The 17,974-nt window shown below is 69.7% G+C and carries 16 protein-coding genes; 11 read left to right on the top strand and 5 right to left on the bottom strand.

Translation table 11 applies throughout. The features are described 5' to 3' along the window. Positions 1 to 194 precede the first annotated feature (194 nt). Together GGR88_RS15570 and GGR88_RS01675 are read right to left on the bottom strand one after the other, a co-directional pair. Positions 195 to 824, bottom strand: coding sequence for a glutathione S-transferase N-terminal domain-containing protein (locus GGR88_RS15570; RefSeq protein ID WP_167952353.1), 630 nt, complete (start codon positions 822 to 824; stop codon positions 195 to 197). Then, positions 821 to 1,921 carry an NAD(P)/FAD-dependent oxidoreductase gene (locus GGR88_RS01675; protein WP_167952351.1) on the bottom strand — a complete coding sequence of 367 codons (1,101 nt, stop codon included), beginning with the start codon at positions 1,919 to 1,921 and terminating at the stop codon, positions 821 to 823. Before GGR88_RS01675 ends, GGR88_RS15570 begins: the two co-directional genes overlap by 4 nt. Positions 1,922 to 1,972: 51 nt before the next feature. Between GGR88_RS01675 and GGR88_RS01670 the strand changes: the two genes are divergently transcribed. The 8 genes from GGR88_RS01670 (at position 1,973) to GGR88_RS01635 (ending at position 9,563) form a co-directional block, all read left to right on the top strand. After that, complete coding sequence (locus GGR88_RS01670) at positions 1,973 to 2,449, top strand: A24 family peptidase (RefSeq protein ID WP_167952349.1); 477 nt, start codon at positions 1,973 to 1,975, stop codon at positions 2,447 to 2,449. A gap of 45 nt (positions 2,450 to 2,494) precedes the next feature. Next, a complete protein-coding gene (gene cpaB, locus GGR88_RS01665) occupies positions 2,495 to 3,511 on the top strand; it encodes a Flp pilus assembly protein CpaB (protein ID WP_167952347.1) in 1,017 nt (338 codons plus the stop codon). 1 nt (position 3,512) lies between these two features. Then, positions 3,513 to 5,012, top strand: coding sequence for a type II and III secretion system protein family protein (locus tag GGR88_RS01660; protein ID WP_209023171.1), 1,500 nt, complete (start codon positions 3,513 to 3,515; stop codon positions 5,010 to 5,012). Positions 5,013 to 5,025: 13 nt separating this feature from the next. Then, complete coding sequence (locus GGR88_RS01655) at positions 5,026 to 5,670, top strand: CpaD family pilus assembly protein (protein ID WP_167952343.1); 645 nt, start codon at positions 5,026 to 5,028, stop codon at positions 5,668 to 5,670. Between the two features lies 1 nt (position 5,671). Then, on the top strand, positions 5,672 to 6,955 hold the full coding sequence (locus tag GGR88_RS01650) for a pilus assembly protein CpaE (RefSeq protein ID WP_167952341.1): 1,284 nt from the start codon (positions 5,672 to 5,674) through the stop codon (positions 6,953 to 6,955). A 49-nt stretch (positions 6,956 to 7,004) separates the two neighbouring features. Then, the gene (locus tag GGR88_RS01645; protein WP_167954283.1) at positions 7,005 to 7,955 is read left to right on the top strand and encodes a type II secretion system F family protein; all 951 of its coding nucleotides are present in this window, start codon (positions 7,005 to 7,007) and stop codon (positions 7,953 to 7,955) included. A 27-nt stretch (positions 7,956 to 7,982) separates the two neighbouring features. Next, a complete protein-coding gene (locus GGR88_RS01640; protein WP_167952339.1) occupies positions 7,983 to 8,969 on the top strand; it encodes a type II secretion system F family protein in 987 nt (328 codons plus the stop codon). 63 nt (positions 8,970 to 9,032) lie between these two features. Next, positions 9,033 to 9,563: a hypothetical protein gene (locus GGR88_RS01635; protein ID WP_167952337.1), complete on the top strand. Its 531-nt coding sequence runs from the start codon at positions 9,033 to 9,035 to the stop codon at positions 9,561 to 9,563. Positions 9,564 to 9,654: 91 nt separating this feature from the next. Here the strand turns inward: GGR88_RS01635 and ppdK are convergent, their stop codons facing one another. The 3 genes from ppdK to GGR88_RS01620 form a co-directional block, all read right to left on the bottom strand. Beyond that, positions 9,655 to 12,339, bottom strand: coding sequence for a pyruvate, phosphate dikinase (ppdK, locus tag GGR88_RS01630; protein ID WP_167952335.1), 2,685 nt, complete (start codon positions 12,337 to 12,339; stop codon positions 9,655 to 9,657). A gap of 65 nt (positions 12,340 to 12,404) precedes the next feature. Continuing rightward, positions 12,405 to 14,612, bottom strand: coding sequence for a glycine--tRNA ligase subunit beta (gene glyS / locus GGR88_RS01625; RefSeq protein WP_167952333.1), 2,208 nt, complete (start codon positions 14,610 to 14,612; stop codon positions 12,405 to 12,407). Further along, the gene (locus GGR88_RS01620) at positions 14,609 to 15,448 is read right to left on the bottom strand and encodes a glycine--tRNA ligase subunit alpha (protein ID WP_167954282.1); all 840 of its coding nucleotides are present in this window, start codon (positions 15,446 to 15,448) and stop codon (positions 14,609 to 14,611) included. Before GGR88_RS01620 ends, glyS begins: the two co-directional genes overlap by 4 nt. Before the next feature lie 207 nt (positions 15,449 to 15,655). Here GGR88_RS01620 and GGR88_RS01615 point away from each other — a divergent pair, with 207 nt between their 5' ends. The 3 genes from GGR88_RS01615 (at position 15,656) to GGR88_RS01605 (ending at position 17,923) form a co-directional block, all read left to right on the top strand. Then, entirely contained in the window at positions 15,656 to 16,522 is an 867-nt protein-coding gene (locus GGR88_RS01615; RefSeq protein WP_167952331.1) for a TraB/GumN family protein, read from the top strand. Between the two features lie 44 nt (positions 16,523 to 16,566). Then, positions 16,567 to 17,454 (top strand): TraB/GumN family protein, encoded by an 888-nt coding sequence (locus GGR88_RS01610; protein WP_167952329.1) that lies wholly within the window; start codon positions 16,567 to 16,569, stop codon positions 17,452 to 17,454. 112 nt (positions 17,455 to 17,566) lie between these two features. Beyond that, positions 17,567 to 17,923 (top strand): response regulator, encoded by a 357-nt coding sequence (locus GGR88_RS01605; protein WP_167952326.1) that lies wholly within the window; start codon positions 17,567 to 17,569, stop codon positions 17,921 to 17,923. The last annotated feature ends 51 nt before the right edge of the window (positions 17,924 to 17,974 follow it).

Raw genomic sequence — 17,974 nt, 5'->3', positions numbered from 1 at the left:
CTGATCGCGCCGGGAGGTGTCCGGAGCATCGGCTTTCCGTAAACCTGTTCCCGATAGCTTTTTCCCAAGATCTTCCCTGAAGGTGGGACAAGGGAAGATCGGGCTGAACAATCGACCGGGTCCGCGAAGACCGGTTGCTCGCCTCATCATCCAGGATTGGGCGCAAGCGGACAGTCCGCTCATGCACCTCCGGCCTAGTTCGGGATCTTCATGCCCTTCTGCACGGCCGGGCGGGCGCCGACGGCATCCAGCCAGCGGTTGAGGTTGGGGCGGTCGGGCATGTCGGCCAGCGCATCGCGCAAGCCTTCCCGGCTGACGAGCGCCCAGTGGTAGCAGGCGATGTCGGCGACCGAATAGTCGTCGCCCGCCAGGAAGGCGGCCTCGCCCAGCCGCTTGTCCATGACGCCGAGCAGGCGGATCGATTCGTCGGTGAAGCGGCTGATCGCCGGCGGGAGCTTGTCCGGCGCGCGATTGGCGAAAAAGGCCAGCTGCCCGAGCATGGGGCCGAGGCCGCCGACCTGCCAGAACAGCCATTCCAGCGCCTTGTAGCGTCCCGGGCCGGACGCCGGCAGCAGCTGCCCGAACTTGTCCGCCAGATAGACGAGGATCGCGCCGCTTTCGAAAACGGAGAGCGGGCCGCCGTCGGCATCATGGTCGACGATCGCCGGAATCTTGTTGTTGGGAGAGATGCGCAGGAAATCGGGCGCGAACTGCTCGTCCTTCGAGATGTCGACGGGCTTCACCCGATAATCGGCGCCGACCTCCTCCAGCATGATCGCGGCCTTGTGGCCGTTGGGCGTGCCCCAGGTGTAGAGATCGATCACGGCTGTCCTCCGTCCGAGAAGCGTTCGGGGCTGTAACGCGCCGGATCGATCCCGGCTGCGGCGCCCGCCGGGGCGGTGCCGGTCAGAAGCGCGGCGGCGAGCGCGGCGGCGGCGGGTGCGGTCTGGATGCCGAAGCCGCCCTGCCCCGCGCACCAGAAGAAGCCGGGATGGTCGGTGGCAAAACCATAGACCGGCAGCCGGTCGGGCGCGAAGCTGCGCAGGCCCGCCCAGCGATGTTCGACCTGCGCGACTCGCCAGTCCACGACCGATTGCAGGCGGTCGATGGCGAGCGCCACGTCGATCTCCTCCGGCGCCGCATCCCCGGCATCCGCCGGGCTCTCGTCGTGCGGCGACAGCCACAGCCGCCCGCCGGTGTCGGGCTTGAAGTAGAAGCTGCCGCCGGCGTCGATCACCAGCGGGAGGTCGGCAGGCGCGGGCGGATCGACGCGCAGTTGCACGATCGTGCGCCGAAAGGGTCGGATGCCGATCGGGCGGACACCGGCCAGCGATGCGATGTTATCGGCCCAGGCGCCCGCGGCGTCGACCAAGAGGCCGGCCCCGAACGATCCGCCATCGGCGGTGTCGACCCGCCAGCCGCCGCCGTCCCACCGGGCGGAGAGCAGCCGCGCATCGCAGGCGAGGTCGGCGCTCCCCCGCCGCGCCGCCGCCAATGCATCCTGGTGGAGCCGCGCGACGTCGATGTCGGAGCAGCTTGGCTCCACGATGGCGCGGTCCCAGCCGGCCTTCAGCCCCGGCACGAGCGCTGCCGGATCGACGCGGTGGAAGGCGAGGCTGCCGGCGAAATCCTGCTCAAATTGCGCAAGAGCCGACTCGTCGGCCGGCCGGCCGATGTGGAGCGCCCTGCGCGGCGCGAGATAGCCGCCGTCACGAAGCGCGGGGCCCGATGCGGAGGTCAGCGGGCGCACGCCCGGGCCGCCATAGCTTTCCGTCCAGAACGCCGCCGATCGGCCGGTCGCGTGCACGCCGGGGCGGGCCTCCGCCTCCAGCAGCAGCACGTCGGCCCCGCCCGCGATCTCGGCCGCGAGGCCGGCGCCCGCCATGCCCGCGCCGACGATGACGACGTCGTAACTCTTCATGAACGCGGCGGTTACGGTTTCTCAAGGGCCTGCGTCTAGGCCGATCACACGATGACCGGCGCACCCACCCCGACTCTGATCCTCCTCGGCCTGCTGGCGGCCGCCCTGCTGACGGCAGCGGCGACCGACCTGCGCGAGCGGATCATCTGGGACCGGCTGAACCTGGCGATCGCCCTTTGCGCGCCCGCCTTCTGGTGGGCGACGGGCCTGTCGCCCTGGCCCGGCATGGCGCTGCAGCTGGGCCTGGGCGTCGCGGTGTTCGCGATGTTTGCCGGGCTGTTCGCGGTCGGCATGATGGGCGGCGGCGACGTGAAGCTGCTGGGTGCGCTGGCGCTGTGGCTGCCGCTCGGCCCGCTTGTCGAAATGCTGTTCTGGATGGCGGTGGGTGGCGGCGCGCTGACGGTCGTGATGATCGTCTGGCACCGCATCCGCCCGGCCGAAGGCGCGATCGAGGTGCCCTATGGCGTCGCCATCGCGGGCGCCGGGCTGTGGGTGCTCGGCACACGCTATCTTAACCAATTTGTTTGATTGATCTCGGGTCTGAAGGGCCTGTTTGGGGAGGCGAGTTTCGTCATGGACGTCAAGAAGATCGCACTGCTCGTCGGAGCGCTGATGATCGCCGCGGTGACAGCCGTCATGGCGCGCAGCCTCTTTGCCGGCAGCGCGACCCCGACGGCGCAGGCCGCTGCGGTGCCGGACAACGCCGGGCCGGAAATCCTGGTCGCGACCAAGCCGTTGCCGGTCGGCACCATCCTGGAGCCGGACAGCTTCCGCTATCAGCCCTGGCCGAAGGATCTGGTCCAGCAGGCCTATTTCGTGAAGGGCGAGAGCGATCCCGCCCAGCTTGCGGGGACGGTGGTGCGCTTTGCCATCACCGCCGGGCAGCCGGTGACGCAGGGCGCGCTGGTGCGGCCGGGCGACCGCGGCTTCCTGGCCGCCGCGCTGGCCCCGGGCATGCGGGCGATCACCGTGTCGGTGTCGACGCAGACGGGTGTCGCAGGCTTCGTGTTCCCGGGCGATCGCATCGACCTGATGCTGACGCAGACCATCGCCGGTGGCGGTGACGGTCCGCCCCTGCAGGTAACCGAGACCTTCCTGCGCAACCTGCGCGTGCTGGCGACCGACCAGCGCACCAGCGGCGACAATGCCGAGGGCCGCGCGGAGGTGAAGACCTTCTCCAACGTCACGCTGGAGGTCACGCCGCGCATCGCCGAGAAGATCACGGTGGCGCAGAACGCAGGCTCGCTCACGCTGTCGCTGCGCTCCATCGCCGACAATGCGTCCGAGCTGGAAGCGGCGATCGCATCGGGTGCGGTCAACGTGCCGGACGGCAGCGATCCCGCCGCCGAGCGCCGCATGATGGCGAGCCTGGCCAACGCGCCGCAAGAGGGCGGTTCCTCCTTTACCACGGGCGGCGATGTGTCGCGCTTCCAGCGCAGCACGGTGCCGGCCCGCACGGCGGATGCGCCGGCGCCCGCTCCGGCGGCCGCGCCTGGCGGTGGTGCCCCGGCGGCACCGCGCGCCGCAGGGCCCGTGATCCGCGTCGCACGCGGCAATGATGTCACCGAAGTTCCGGTCGGGGGTAGATAAGATGCTGAAGTTGAACAGCCTGGGCTCGGCAGCGCTCCTCGCGCTGGCCACGGCCACGGCCACCATGACGCCGGGCGACGCCTTCGCCCAGCAGCGGATGCAGGCGCCGGAGACGGTGCTCAGCCTGTCCAAGGGCGGCAGCCGCCTGATGACGCTGGATGCGCCGATCACCGATGTCTTCGTCGCCAATCCGGCGGTGGCGGACGTCCAGGTGCGCTCGCCCACCCAGATCTACGTGTTCGGCAAGGATGCGGGCGAGACGACGGTTTCCGCCACCAGCCGCAACGGCACGGTTGTCTATTCGTCCACTGTCCGCGTCGGCCAGAATGTCGAGACGATCGACCAGATGCTGTCGCTGGCGATGCCGGAGGCCGAGCTGCGCGCGACGCCGATGAACGGCCTCGTGCTCCTGACCGGCACCGTCGCCAACCCGGAGGATGCCGCCGAGGCCGAGCGCCTGGTGACCGCCTTTGTCGGCGCGAACACCCAGGTGATCAGCCGGCTGCGCACGGCAACGCCGCAGCAGGTGAACCTGCAGGTGCGCATCGCCGAGGTGAGCCGCGACATCTCGCGCCAGATCGGCGTGAACCTGCTGAGCCGGGACTCGACGGGCGGTTTCCTGTTCGGGATCGCGCAGGGTAATGCTGGCACGATCACGGGGCAGCCGGGCGGGGGCGTGAGCTATGAATTCCCGCAGAGCTCAGCCGTTGGCACGACGCTGGCTGGCGCGGGCAACCTGTTCGGGCTCAACGTGCTAGCGACGCTGGACCTTGCCGAGAACAACGGCAGCGTCACCACGCTCGCCAACCCGAACCTGACCGCGCTGTCGGGCGAGACCGCAAGCTTCCTGGCCGGCGGCGAGATCCCCATCCCGCTGTCGTCGGGGCTCGGCAACGTGTCGGTCGAATACAAGCAATATGGCGTCAGCCTGTCCTTCACGCCGATTGTGATGAGCGACGGGCGCATCTCGATCCGCGTGCGGCCCGAAGTGTCGGAGCTGACATCGGTCGGGTCGGTGACGCTGAACGATTTCGAGATCCCGGGCATCACCACCCGCCGTGCGGAGACCACGGTGGAGCTGGGATCGGGGCAAAGCTTCGTGATCGGCGGGCTCCTGTCCAACCGGCACAACAATACGTTCAACAAGGCGCCGGGGCTCGGCGACATCCCCATCATCGGTGCGCTGTTCCGATCCAACCGCTTCCAGCGCGCGGAAACCGAGTTGATGATCGTGGTCACGCCCTATCTGGTGCGGCCGGTGTCGGCCAACCAGATCGCGCTGCCGACCGACGGCTATCGCGGGCCGACCGATGCGCAGCGCTTGATCCTCGGGTCCGAGCGTGACGGCCGGACGGAGGGTCGACCGGTGCCGCAGACCGGCGCGCCCGTGCAGGTGGCGCCGGACGGAGCCTCCATGCCTGCGATCGGCGCGGCGTCCAGCCCGGCGATCGCCACCCAGGCCTCGGCCGCCGCGGCGCCCGCGCCCGGCTTCTCCTTCTGACAGGGCCCGAACGATGACAAAGCATCTGAGAGCATCCACCGCGCTGCTGCTGGCACTGGGCACCATGCCGCTGGCGGGGTGCATCACCAGCAACCCGGGCATCGAGTCGATCAAGCAGCCGATCGTGTCGCGCACCGATCACGTGTTCGACGCGGCGACGGGCGGCGGCGCGACGCTGGCGCCGGGCGAGGCGCAGCGGCTGTCCGGCTGGTTTGAGACGATCGGTCTTCGCTACGGCGACCGCGTCGGCATCGACGACAGGAGCGGCCTGAACAACGAGGTGACGCGCCAGGAAGTGGCGGCCGTGGCGTCGCGCTGGGGCATCGACGTCGCGCCGACCGCGGGGCCGACCGCGGGCGAGGTGACGCCGGGCGCGGTGCGCGTGGTCGTGAGCCGCACGGCCGCGATCGTGCCGAACTGCCCCGACTGGACGGGCGCGCCCTACCCCGACTTCACGGCGTCGACGACGTCCAACTATGGCTGCGCCACCAACCGCAACCTGGCGGCGATGGTCGCCGATCCGCAGGACCTGGTGCGCGGGCGTGAGCCCGGCCGAAGCGTGGACGCGAACCCGTCCAAGGCGCTGAAACTGTACCGCGACCGCACGCCGACCGGGTTCGAAGACGGTCTGCGCCGCGAAAGCACGGGAGGAAACTAAGATGAACGCACCCTGGAGTCCGGGCCGCTCCGGCGCCCTGCGGGAACCCTTCTCTGCATTCGTGTGCGACGAGGCGACGGCCGAGGTGATGCGCCCGGTCGTGGCCGAGCTCGGCTGGGCACCGGAGGGCGTCAACAAGGGCGGCCTGCGCAATGCCGTGCAGTCGCTGTCCGTGTCGGCCAGCCCGAACATCCTGTTCGTGGACATGACCGAGTCGAACGACCCGCTGAACGACATCAACGCTCTGGCCGAGGTCTGCGAGCCCGGCACGGTGGTGATCGCCGCCGGCCAGGTGAACGACGTGCGCCTGTACCGCGACCTGGTGGCCAGCGGCATCCAGGATTACCTGCTGAAGCCGTTCAGCCCCGACCAGCTGCGCGAATCGCTGGCGACCGCGCAGGCGGTGCTGAGCACGCCCAAGCATGTCGAGCAGGGCATCGACCGTCCGCACCTGATGACGGCGGTGATCGGCACCCGCGGCGGCGCCGGCGCATCCACCGTGGCGAGCTCGCTCGCCTGGCTGCTGGGCGAGAAGAACGGGCGCTCCACCGCGCTCCTCGACCTGGACGTGCACTTCGGCACGGGCGCGCTCGCGCTCGACCTGGAGCCGGGCCGCGGCCTGACCGATGCGATCGAGAACCCCAGCCGCATCGACGGGCTGTTCATCGAACGCGCGATGGTGCGCGCCAACGAGCGGTTGGCCGTGCTGTCGGCCGAGGCGCCGATCAGCCAGCCGCTGATGTCGGAAGGCACCGCGTTCTTCCAGCTGCAGGAAGAGATGAAGTCTGCGTTCGAATGCACGGTGGTGGACCTGCCGCGCGCGATGCTGGTGCAGCACCCGCACCTGGTCGGCGACGTCAACGCAACCGTGCTGGTGACCGAACTGACGCTGGCGGCGGCTCGCGACACGATCCGCATCCTGGGCTGGCTGAAGGCCAACGCGCCGCAATCGCGCGTCATCCTGGTCGGCAACAAGGTGCCGTCGACGGGTGCGACCGAGGTGAGCCGCAAGGATTTCGAGACAACGGTGGAGCGCAAGATCGACGTGATCCTGCCGCTCGACCCCAAGCTCGCCGCGCAGGCCGCCAAGCTCGGCAAGCCGCTGGCGGAAGCGGGCAAAGGCGCCAAGACCAGCCAGGCGCTGCTGCAGCTCGCCGAACGGCTGGTGGAGGACAGCGGCGGCGAGGTGGCGGCCGCCGGTGGCGGCAAGGGCAAGTCCGGTGGCTCGCTGATGGGCAAGATCGGCGGCTTCAAGGCGATGCTGCCCGCCAAGGGCAAGAAGTAAGGCGTTTCAAGCGAAGGGCGGCACCGACGTGTTCGATTATCTGATCCCGATGCTGGGTGCGGCGGTGGCCGCCACGCTGATCGTCTTCGCGCTGTCGGGGCCGTCCGGCGACAAGGCGGCCAAGCGCCGCATCGGCGCCTTGAAGGAACGTTATGCCGGTGCCGCCTCCGTCACGACGATGGAGGCGCAGATGCGCCGCATCACCGCCAACCGCGACACCCGCGTCGACAGCCTGGCCGCGTCCATCCTGCCCCGCCCCGCGCTTTTGAAAAAGCGCATCGCCATGACCGGCAAGAACTGGTCGGTGGGCAATTACGGCATCGCATCGGCCGCGATCGTGGTGGTGACGGCGCTGTTGCTGCTGACCCGCGGCATGCCCGTGCTCCTGGCGCTGATGGTCGGGCTGCTTGCCGGGCTGGGTCTGCCGCACATGGTGATCGGCTTCCTCATCAAGAAGCGCACGGGCGCCTTCACCGCCAAGTTCCCGGACGCCATCGAGCTGCTGGTGCGCGGTCTGCGCGCCGGCCTTCCAATCTCCGAAACGCTGAACGTGGTCGCCAACGAGATTCCGGGGCCGGTGGGCGAGGAGTTCCGCCAGGTGTCCGACAAGATCAAGATCGGCCGCACCATGGACCTGGCGCTGCAGGACACCGCCGACCGGCTGGGCACGCCCGAGTTCCAGTTCTTCGTGATCGCGCTCGCCATCCAGCGCGAGACCGGCGGCAACCTGGCCGAGACGCTCGCCAACCTGGCGGAAGTGTTGCGCAAGCGCGGCCAGATGAAGCTGAAGATCAAGGCGATGTCGTCCGAATCCAAGGCGTCGGCCTACATCATCGGGTCGCTGCCCTTCATCGTGTTCGTGCTGATCTACTTCGTGAACGCCAGCTACATGGGCGGCTTCTTCGTCGACCAGCGGCTGATGATCGCAGGTGGCGGCGGGCTCGTGTGGATGTCGATCGGCGCCTTCATCATGTCGCGCATGATCGCTTTCGAAATCTAAGCAGGCACGGACGGATCGGAACAGGACATGGGCGAGACCCCCGGACCCACCATCTTCGGCATCGACGTGATCTGGGTCGCGACGCTGCTGAGCGCGGTTGCCTGCATGATGGTGCTGGTCGCCTTGTATGCCGCGACCACCGCGCGCAATCCGATGGGCCGCCGCGTCAAGGCGCTGGCCGACCGGCGCGAGCAGCTGAAGGCCGGCATCACGGCGTCGACGTCCAAGCGGCGTGCCAAGCTGGTCGCCAAGAACGAGACCACCGACCGCATGCGCGCCATGCTGTCCGGCCTGCGCGTGCTGCAGGACGAGCAGCTGAAGGCCGCGCAGAAGAAGCTGATGCAGGCCGGCATCCGGTCGAAGGATGCCGCCGTGGCGGTCATCTTCGGCCGGCTGGTGCTGCCGATCGTGTTCGGCATCTCCATCCTCGTCCTGGTCTACGGCATCGACTATTTCCCGGACTGGACGCCGTTCAAGAAGTTCGGCCTGGTCGCCGCCGTGCTGATCGGCAGCTACAAGGCACCCGACCTGTGGCTGCAGAACAAGGTGACCAAGCGGTCGGACGCGATCCGCAAGGGCCTGCCCGATGCGCTGGACCTGCTGGTGATCTGCGCGGAAGCCGGCCTGACGGTGGATGCGGCCTTTGCCCGCGTCGCCCGCGAGCTTGGCCGCGCCTATCCGGAGCTGGGCGACGAGTTCGCGCTGACCTCCATCGAGCTCGGCTTCCTCACCGACCGGCGCCAGGCGTTCGAGAACCTGTCGAACCGCATCGACCTGGACGCGGTGCGCGGCGTGGTCACCACCATGATCCAGACGGAGAAGTACGGCACCCCCCTCGCCTCCGCGCTACGCGTGCTGTCGGCCGAGTTCCGAAACGAGCGCATGATGCGCGCGGAGGAAAAGGCGGCCCGGTTGCCCGCGATCATGACCGTGCCGCTCATCCTGTTCATCCTGCCCGTGCTGTTCATCGTGATCCTGGGCCCGGCGGCCTGCTCCATCTCCGACGCCTTCTGACCGGGGGCGCCGGAACGGCGAACGAGGCGCTTCGTTACCGCTCCGACACGAAGGAGAGGTGGGATGGCGTTCTCGTTCACGCTGACCGAATGGGTGATCGTCGGTCTGGTGCTGGTGTTCGGCTGGGTGCTGGGATTGCTGTCCAGCTCGGGCGGCAAGAAGTGGCGCGCGCGCTATGACGAGGAACATGCCGCCCGCGCCGCAGACCGCACCGCGCATGCCGAAGCGCTGAAGGCGGAGCAGACCCGCTACGAAGCGCTTGAAAAGAACCACCGTGAGCTGGAGCGGAACCACCGCGAGCTCGAGCGGTCGCGCGCGGCGGCACCGGTGGCGGCGGCAACCACGGCGGCAGCAGCAGCCTCCGCCGGCACGGCGTCGACGACGCGTTCAGGCGACGATCTGGGCCGGATCCGCGGCATCGGCCCGGATGGCCGGGCGCGCCTGGCCGAGGAAGGGCTCCACAGCTACCATGATGTCGAAACGCTGGACGACTCGCGCGCCGAGGAGATCGAGCGTCGCCATGGCCTGGCGCCCGGCACCATCCGGAACGAGGACTGGCGCGGCCAGGCCCGCGCGCTGCGCGAAGGCCGCTGACCCGGGGGCGCCGGCGGATCTCTCCGCCGGCCACCGGGCACGCCCGCCCCGCGATCGTTCGATCGGGGGGTGAGGGCGTGCCGCGGCGCGCTTAGCCCCGCGCCTTCAACGCCGCCTGCGCGGCGGCGAGCCGGGCGATCGGCACCCGATAGGGCGATGCGCTGACATAATCGAGGCCGACCTGCTCGCAAAAGGCGATGGACGTCGGATCGCCGCCATGTTCGCCGCAGATGCCGAGCTTCAGCCCCGGCTTGGTGCCGCGACCCCGCTCCGCCGCGATCTCGATGAGCTGGCCGACGCCCTCCACATCCAGGCTGACGAACGGATCGCGGGCGAAGATGCCCTGTTCCACATAGGTCTGGAGGAAGCGCGCGGCATCGTCGCGGCTGATGCCGATCGCGGTCTGGGTGAGATCGTTGGTGCCGAACGAGAAGAAGTCGGCCGCGCCGGCGATGTCGCCGGCCATCAGCGCTGCGCGCGGCAGCTCGATCATGGTGCCGACAAGATAGTCGAGCGTCCGGCCGGTTTCCGCGAACACGGCGGCGGCGGCCTTGTCGACCTGCGCGCGCATCAGCTCCAGCTCCCGCCGGGTCGCGACCAGCGGGATCATCACCTCCGGGATCGGCGCCTCGCCCGTGCGCTGGGCCACGTCGACGGCGGCCTCGAAGATGGCGCGCGCCTGCATGGCGTAGATTTCGGGATAGGTGATGCCGAGACGGACGCCGCGATGCCCCAGCATCGGGTTGAACTCGTGCAGTTCGCCCGCGCGCTGCTTCAGCTTGTCGACCGACACGTCCATGGCGGCCGCGACCTCGGCGAAGTCGCTGTCCTTGGTCGGCAGGAATTCGTGCAGCGGCGGATCGAGCAGGCGGATGGTGACCGGCAGGCCCGCCATCACCTCGAAGATCTCGGCGAAGTCGCGGCGCTGTTCCGGCAACAGGCGCGCCAGCGCGGCCTTGCGGCCCTGCGGCGTGTCGGCGAGGATCATGGAGCGGACGGCGGTGATCCGCTCGGCTTCGAAGAACATGTGCTCGGTGCGGCACAGCCCGATGCCCTCCGCACCGAAGCGGCGGGCGGTGCGGCAGTCGGCGGGGGTTTCGGCGTTGGTGCGGACCTTCAGGCGCCGGACCTCGTCCGCCCAGCCCATCAGCGTGCCGAAATCGCCGGCCAGTTCCGGCTGCACGGTGGCAACCGCGCCCGCCATCACCTCGCCGGACGCGCCGTCGATGGTGATGATGTCGCCTTCGCGCAGCGTACGATCACGCACGCGCAGGATCTTCGACTTGGCATCGATGGCGAGCGCGCCGGCACCCGACACGCACGGGCGGCCCATGCCGCGCGCCACCACGGCGGCGTGGCTGGTCATTCCGCCACGCGCGGTCAGGATGCCCTTGGCCGCGTGCATGCCGTGGATGTCCTCCGGCGACGTCTCGATGCGCACCAGGATCACGGCCTCGTCGCGCTCGGCCCGCTTCTCCGCCTCGTCAGCGGTGAAGACGACGGCGCCGGAGGCGGCGCCCGGCGAGGCGGGAAGCCCCTTGGTCAGCACGTCGCGCGGCGCGTCGGGGTCGAGCGTGGGGTGGAGCAGCTGATCGAGCGCGGCGGCGTCGACGCGGGCAACGGCTTCCTCGCGGCTGATCAGCCCTTCTTCGGCCATGTCCACCGCGATCTTGAGCGCGGCGGAGGCGGTGCGCTTGCCCGACCGGGTCTGCAGCATCCACAGGTGCCCGCGCTCCACCGTGAATTCGATGTCCTGCATGTCGCGATAATGCTGTTCGAGCAGGTCGAAAACGCGGGCGAGCTCGCCATAGGTCTCCGGCATCGCCTCTTCCATCGACAGCGGCTTCGCCGCCGCCTTCTCGCGCGCGGCGCGGGTTAGATATTGCGGCGTGCGGATGCCGGCGACGACGTCCTCGCCCTGCGCGTTCACCAGCCATTCGCCGTAATAGGCATGCTCGCCCGTGGACGGATCGCGCGTGAAGGCAACGCCGGTGGCGGACGTGTCGCCCATGTTGCCGAACACCATCGCCTGCACGTTGACGGCGGTGCCCCAGCTGCCGGGGATGTCGTTCAGCCGGCGGTAGACCTTGGCCCGCTCCGACTGCCAGGAGCCGAACACGGCGCCGACCGCGCCCCACAGCTGGTCGTGGACGTCCTGCGGGAACGGCTTGCCCCAGTCGGCCTCGACGATCTCCTTGTAGGCAGCAACGACCTGGCGCCAGTCGTCGGCGCCCATGTCGGTGTCGAGGAAATAGCCGCGATCCTCCTTGGCTTCCTCCAGCGCCTCCTCGAACCGGTCATGGTCGAGGCCGAGCACGACATCGGCGTACATCTGGACGAAGCGGCGGTAGCTGTCCCAGGCGAAGCGCTCATCGCCGGAGGTGGCGGCGAGCCCCTCCACCGTCTGGTCGTTGAGGCCGAGGTTCAGCACCGTGTCCATCATGCCCGGCATCGACACGCGCGCGCCCGAGCGGACGGAGACGAGGAGCGGGTCGGCCGGGTCGCCGAAGCGCTTGCCCGTCACCGCCTCGATATGGGCAAGGCCGTCGCGCACCTCGTCCCGCAGGCTGTCGGGGAACCGCTCGCCTTCCTCATAGTAGCGCGCGCACATCTCGGTGGAGATGGTGAAGCCCGGCGGCACCGGCAGGCCGATGGACGCCATTTCGGCCAGGTTCGCGCCCTTGCCGCCCAGGAGGTTGCGGTCGCCGCGGCCGCCATCCGAAACGCCGCCGCCGAAGCGGAACACGTAGCGGGTGTCGATGGTGGTGTCGGTCATGCTCGTCCCTTGGATTGGCGCCCGTCAGGCGGAGAAAGGTGGAATAGCGGTAGCGGGAGCGTTGATCACCCCTCGATCCGGGAGAAGTCGGCAACGCCGTGGACGGCGGCCCGGATGCGGGCAAGCAGCGCCAGCCGTGCCGCGCGCTTGGCCGGATCGGCGTCGTTCACCGTGACCTCGTCGAAGAAGCTGTCGATCGGCCGGCGGAGCGAGGCCAGCGCCGCCATCGCGTCGCCGAACCGCTCTTCCTCCACAGCCGCGCGGGCGCGCGGCTCGGCCGCGTCGAGCGCGGCGACGAGCGCGGCCTCGGCCGGATCGGGAGCGTAGGACGGGGCCGGCTGCTCCGCCGCGACGGCGTCCACGCCTTCCTTCTTCAGGATGTTGGCCGCGCGCTTGTAGCCGGCAAGGAGGTTGAGGCCGTCCTCCGTCGCGACAAACGCCTGGAGCGCATGGACGCGGGCAAGCAGGCGGACCAGATCGTCCTCTCCACCCAGCGCGAACACGGCATCGATCAGGTCGTGCCGGACACCCGCCTCGCGCTGCTGCACCTTCAGCCGGTCGGCGAAGAAGGCCGCGAGCGGGCCCGGGTGGAGCCCGGTGGCGGCAAGACCCGGGTAGCGCGCTGCGTCCGCCGCCACCGGAAAGCGGAGAAGATCGCGGTCGCCCGCCTTCAGCCGGCGATCGTCGCCGTGCACCTCAAGGTAGAGCGGTGCCTGCGGCACCTCCGTTCCCTGCGACAGGAGGAGGTCGTGCAGGTGAAGGTCGGTCGCGCGGGTCGACCAGCGCCCCAGACTGCCGCGCAGGCCGTTGTCGAGGATCAGGCGAATGACGCCCAGCGCGGCGCGGCGGAGCGCGAACGGGTCGCGCGATCCGGTCGGCGTATCCTCGATCAGGAAGAAGGCGGCGAGCGTGTCCAGCTTGTCGGCGAGGCTGACCGCCAGCGTCACGGGCGCGGCGGGGACCGCATCGCCCTGCCCGACCGGCTTGTAATGGTCGCGCACCGCGTCGGCGACGGCATCGGGCTCACCCTGCGCGCGGGCATAATGGCCACCCATGATGCCCTGAAGCTCGGGAAACTCGCCGACCATCTGGGTCACGAGATCGGCCTTGGCGAGGCGCGCGGCGCGCTCTGCCTGATCGGGATCGCCGCCGGGTACGATGCCTTCTTCCACCAGCCAGCGGGCGAGCTTTGCCACCCGCTCGACCTTGTCGGCGACGGTGCCGAGCTTTTCGTGGAAGACGATCTGGCCGAGCTTTGCCGCCTGCTCGTCGAGCGGAACCTTCAGGTCCTGCTCCCAGAAGAAGCGCGCGTCGGACAGGCGTGCTGCCAGCACCCGGCGGTTGCCGTCGACGATCCGCGCGCCGCCGTCGGTCGCATCGATGTTGGCGACGCAGATAAAGGCGGGCGCCAGGTCGCCGGCGCTGTCGGCGCAGACGAAATATTTCTGGTTGGTGCGCAGCGTGAGCTGGATCACCTCGCGCGGGACCTGGAGGAAATCGGGATCGAACCGACCGAGCAGCGGCACGGGCCATTCGGTCAGGCCGGCATTCTCCGCGACCAGCCCGTCGTCGGGAATGACGCTCAGCCCTTCGGCCGCCGCAAGGTCGGCGGCGCGCGACCGGATGACCTGCTGGCGCGCGTCGGCGGACGCGATGACATGGGCGGCGCGCAGCGTCTCGACATAGGCGTCGGGGCTCGGGATCGTGACCGGCGCAGGGTGGTGGAAGCGGTGCCCGGCGGTTATGCGCCCGCTCGTCACGCCCGCGACCTGGACCGGCACGACCGCGTCGTCCAGCAGCGCGACGATGCCCTGCAGCGGGCGGACCCAGCGCAGGCTTTCGGTCGACAGCGACGCTGCGCCCCAGCGCATCGACTTGGGCCAGGGAAAGGCGCGGACGATGGCCGGGATCGCGTCGGCAAGCACGTCCGCCGTGGCACGGCCGGGCCGCTCGACCACGGCATAGAGCACGCCGTCACGCTCCTGGAGCTGCTCACGCGTGAGGCCGGTCTTGCGCAGGAAGCCTTCCAGCGCCTGCGGCGGCGCGGACGCACGCGGGCCCTTCGTCTCCTCGCTGACAGCGGCCGTCTCGGCGGGAAGGCCGCGCGCGATCAGCGCGAGGCGGCGGGGCGTGGCGAAGGTTTCGACCGAGCCTGCGTCGATGCCCGCCTTCGCCAGCTCGGCCGTGAACAGGCGGGCGAGGTCGGCCTCGGCCTTGGCCTGCATGCGGGCGGGGATTTCCTCCGACAGCAGTTCGAGCAGGATATCGCTCACGCGCTCCACCCGTTCTTGTCCATCCAGGCCGCACAGCTGCCCTTCGCCAGATCGCGCACCCGGCCGATATAGGCCTGCCGCTCCGCCACGGAGATGACGCCGCGCGCGTTCAGGAGGTTGAAGATGTGGGAGGCCTTGATCGCCTGCTCATAGGCCGGGATCGGGAGCTTCCGATCCAGCGCCAGCTCGCACTCCGCCGCAGCCTTCCTGAAGCCGTCGAACAGCCGGTCGGTATCGGCGACCTCAAAGTTCCAGGCGCTCATCTGGCGCTCGTTTTCCAGGAACACGTCGCCATAGGTGACGCCCTGACCGTTGAAGTCGAGGTCGTAGACGCTTTCCTTGCCCTGCACATACATGGCGAGGCGTTCGAGCCCATAGGTGAGCTCGCCGGCGACGGGCTTGCAGTCAAAGCCGCCCATCTGCTGGAAATAGGTGAACTGCGTCACCTCCATTCCGTCGCACCAGACCTCCCAGCCCAGGCCCCAGGCGCCGAGCGTGGGGCTTTCCCAGTCGTCCTCGACGAAGCGGATGTCGTGCGCCAGCGGATCGATGCCGATGGCGCGGAGCGACCCCAGGTAGAGCGCCTGAAGATCGGGCGGGCTCGGCTTCAGGATCACCTGATACTGGTAATAATGCTGCAGCCGGTTCGGGTTCTCGCCATAGCGGCCGTCGGTCGGGCGGCGGCAGGGCTGCACGAACGCGGCGTTCCACGGATCGGGGCCAAGCGCGCGCAGCGTGGTCGCGGTGTGGAAGGTGCCCGCCCCCATTTCCATGTCATAGGGCTGGAGGATGAGGCAGCCATGCTCCGCCCAGTAGCGGTGGAGCGTCAGGATCATGTCCTGAAAGCTTGGCGGTCGCAGATCGGTCACGTGCCCGGCCTTGGCGCAAAGCCGGCGGGCGGGTCAATGGCAGCGACTATGATGAACAAGCGTCCCGCGGCGGGATGCGCTGGCCGCTTGCGTGCGGCCGGGTGCTCGGGGATTGTGAGGAAGGGCGTCCGGGAGCGTGCGATGCGGCGAGTTGTGCTTTGGCTTGCGGGAACGATGCTGGCGATCGCGCCGGCCCAGGCGGAGCCGGCCGCGACCGCACCGGGGGCCGGGCCGGCGCTGTGGCGCGTCGCGGATGCGGATACGACAATCTACCTGTTCGGGACGGTGCACGCGCTGCCGCCCGGCGTCGACTGGTATCGCGGACCGGTGGTGGCGGCGTTCGACGCGGCCGACGAAGTGATCTTCGAGACGGTGGAGCCGGAAGGCGCCGGCGCCACCGAAACGGCGCAGAACTTCGTTGCCGGGCTGATGCTGCCGGAAGGCAAGTCGCTGCGCGACCGCGTGCCGCAGGCATACCGCCAGCGCTACGACCTGGCGCTTGCCCGCAGCGGCGGCCCGGGCGCGATGATCGACCGGTTCAAGCCCTGGTTCGCGGCCTTCCTGCTCGGCGGGCTGGAACCGCGCGGGCGCGGGCGGCTGACAACGGATGCGCTGGGTGTCGAGACGGTGCTGAGCGGAAAGGCGCGCGAGGCCGGCAAGACGGTTGGCGAGATCGAGGGCATGGAGGCGCAGCTGTCGCTGCTGAACGCGGTGCCCAGCCCCCTTCAGATCCGGTTCCTGCAGGAAGCGCTCGACGGCATCGACCAGAACGAGCTGGTGGGCGAGGAACTGCTGCGCACCTGGAGCAACGGCGACGTGCCCGGCCTCGACGCCGTGACGCGGGACTGGCCGCGCGATCCGGAAATGCGGCGCGTGCTGCTCGACCGGCGCAACGCCAACTGGGCGGCATGGATCGCCGACCGGCTGGAAAAGCCCGGCACCGTGCTGCTGGCCGTGGGCGCGGCGCACCTGGTGGGGCCGGACAGCGTGCAGCACCACCTGGCCCAGGCCGCGGTCACTGCGGAGCGTGTCGCGCCGTGAACGATGTTGCCGGCCGTTCAGCCGCCGGCCGCTAGGCGCGCAGCATGACCCTGCTTGCCCGGCTGCTTGCCCCCTTCGCCCCCCTGATCGCGCTGTTCGGCAGCGGCTGTGCGGCCGCACCCGCGGCGACGGAGGCGCGCCCGGCGCTGTGGCAGGTCGCCGATGCGGACACGCGCATCTACCTGTTCGGCACCGTTCACCTGCTGCCGGAAGACGTCACCTGGCGGACGCCCGCGTTCGACCGCGCCTTTGCCGAGGCGGACACGCTGGTGCTGGAGGTGGACATGCCCACCGACCCGCAGGCGCAGGCGTCCCGCTATGCCGCGCTCGCGACCTCGCCCGGGCTGCCGCCGCTGATCGAGCGGGTGCCGCCGGCCGACCGGCCCGCGTTGGCGCGCATGATCGCGGAGTCGCGCATCCCGGAGGCATCGCTGAACGCGCTGGAAACCTGGGCCGCCGCCCTGGCCTTGGGCACGACGCTCTACCGGGAGAGCGGCCTCACCCCGGCGGCGGGCGTGGAGCAGGTGCTGAAGGGCGCGGCCGGGGGCAAGCGCATCGTCGGGCTGGAGACGCTGGAACAGCAGCTCGGCTTCTTCGATACCCTGCCGGAGTCGGCGCAGCGTGACCTGTTGCGCGGCCTCCTCCAGGAAGCGGAAGGGGCCGATGGCGCGTTCGACGCGATGATCGCGGCGTGGACGGCGGGCGACCTGCGTCGCCTGGCCGAGACCTACCAGGATGCCGAAGGACTATCGCCCGAGGTTGCCGACGCGCTGCTGGCGCGCCGCAACGCCGCCTGGACCGAATGGGTCAAGCAGCGGCTCGACACGCCGGGCACGGTGATGGTGGCCGTGGGAGCCGGGCACCTGGCGGGCGACGGATCGGTGATCCAGCGGCTGGAACAACAGGGCCTGCGCGTCCGCCGGGTGCAGTGATCGGGCAACACGCCCCGGCAGTTCGTCGTGAGGGCCGAAGTTTTTGCACGATCGGACGAACCCAATCGCGCCCGAAGACGGTTGATAGAGATCAACTGTTGAAAGAACCGCGATGTGCCATGTGCTGGTGATCGAAGATGACTGGCTGGTAGGCGAGATGATCGCCGACGTTGCGCGCGACGGTGGGGCGACGTCGATCGAGCGTGCCGACACGGAGGCGCAGGCGGTGGCCTGTGCGCTGGCGCGGCCGCCGTCGGTGATCATGTCGGACGTCCGGCTCGCGGAAGGAACCGGCCCGGCCGCGGTCTGGCAGATCCGACAGCTCTTGGGGCCGCGCCCGGTGATCTTCATCACCGGCACGCCGGAGGAGTGCGAGCCCTGCGATTACGCAGCGGCCATCCTGTCAAAGCCGGTGGCGCCGGCGGACATCACCCGCGCCTTCAAGGCCGTCGTTCCCGCACAGGCATGATCGCCCGACCGGCGCCTGCGCGGCGCAGAGTGGCCGAATCTTTTAACCTTT

Source organism: Sphingomonas jejuensis, assembly GCF_011927695.1.
Classification (GTDB): Bacteria; Pseudomonadota; Alphaproteobacteria; order Sphingomonadales; family Sphingomonadaceae; genus Sphingomonas_K; species Sphingomonas_K jejuensis.
The sequence above is the reverse complement of the archived record's forward strand: the minus strand, read 5'-3'. Positions and strand labels throughout refer to the sequence as shown.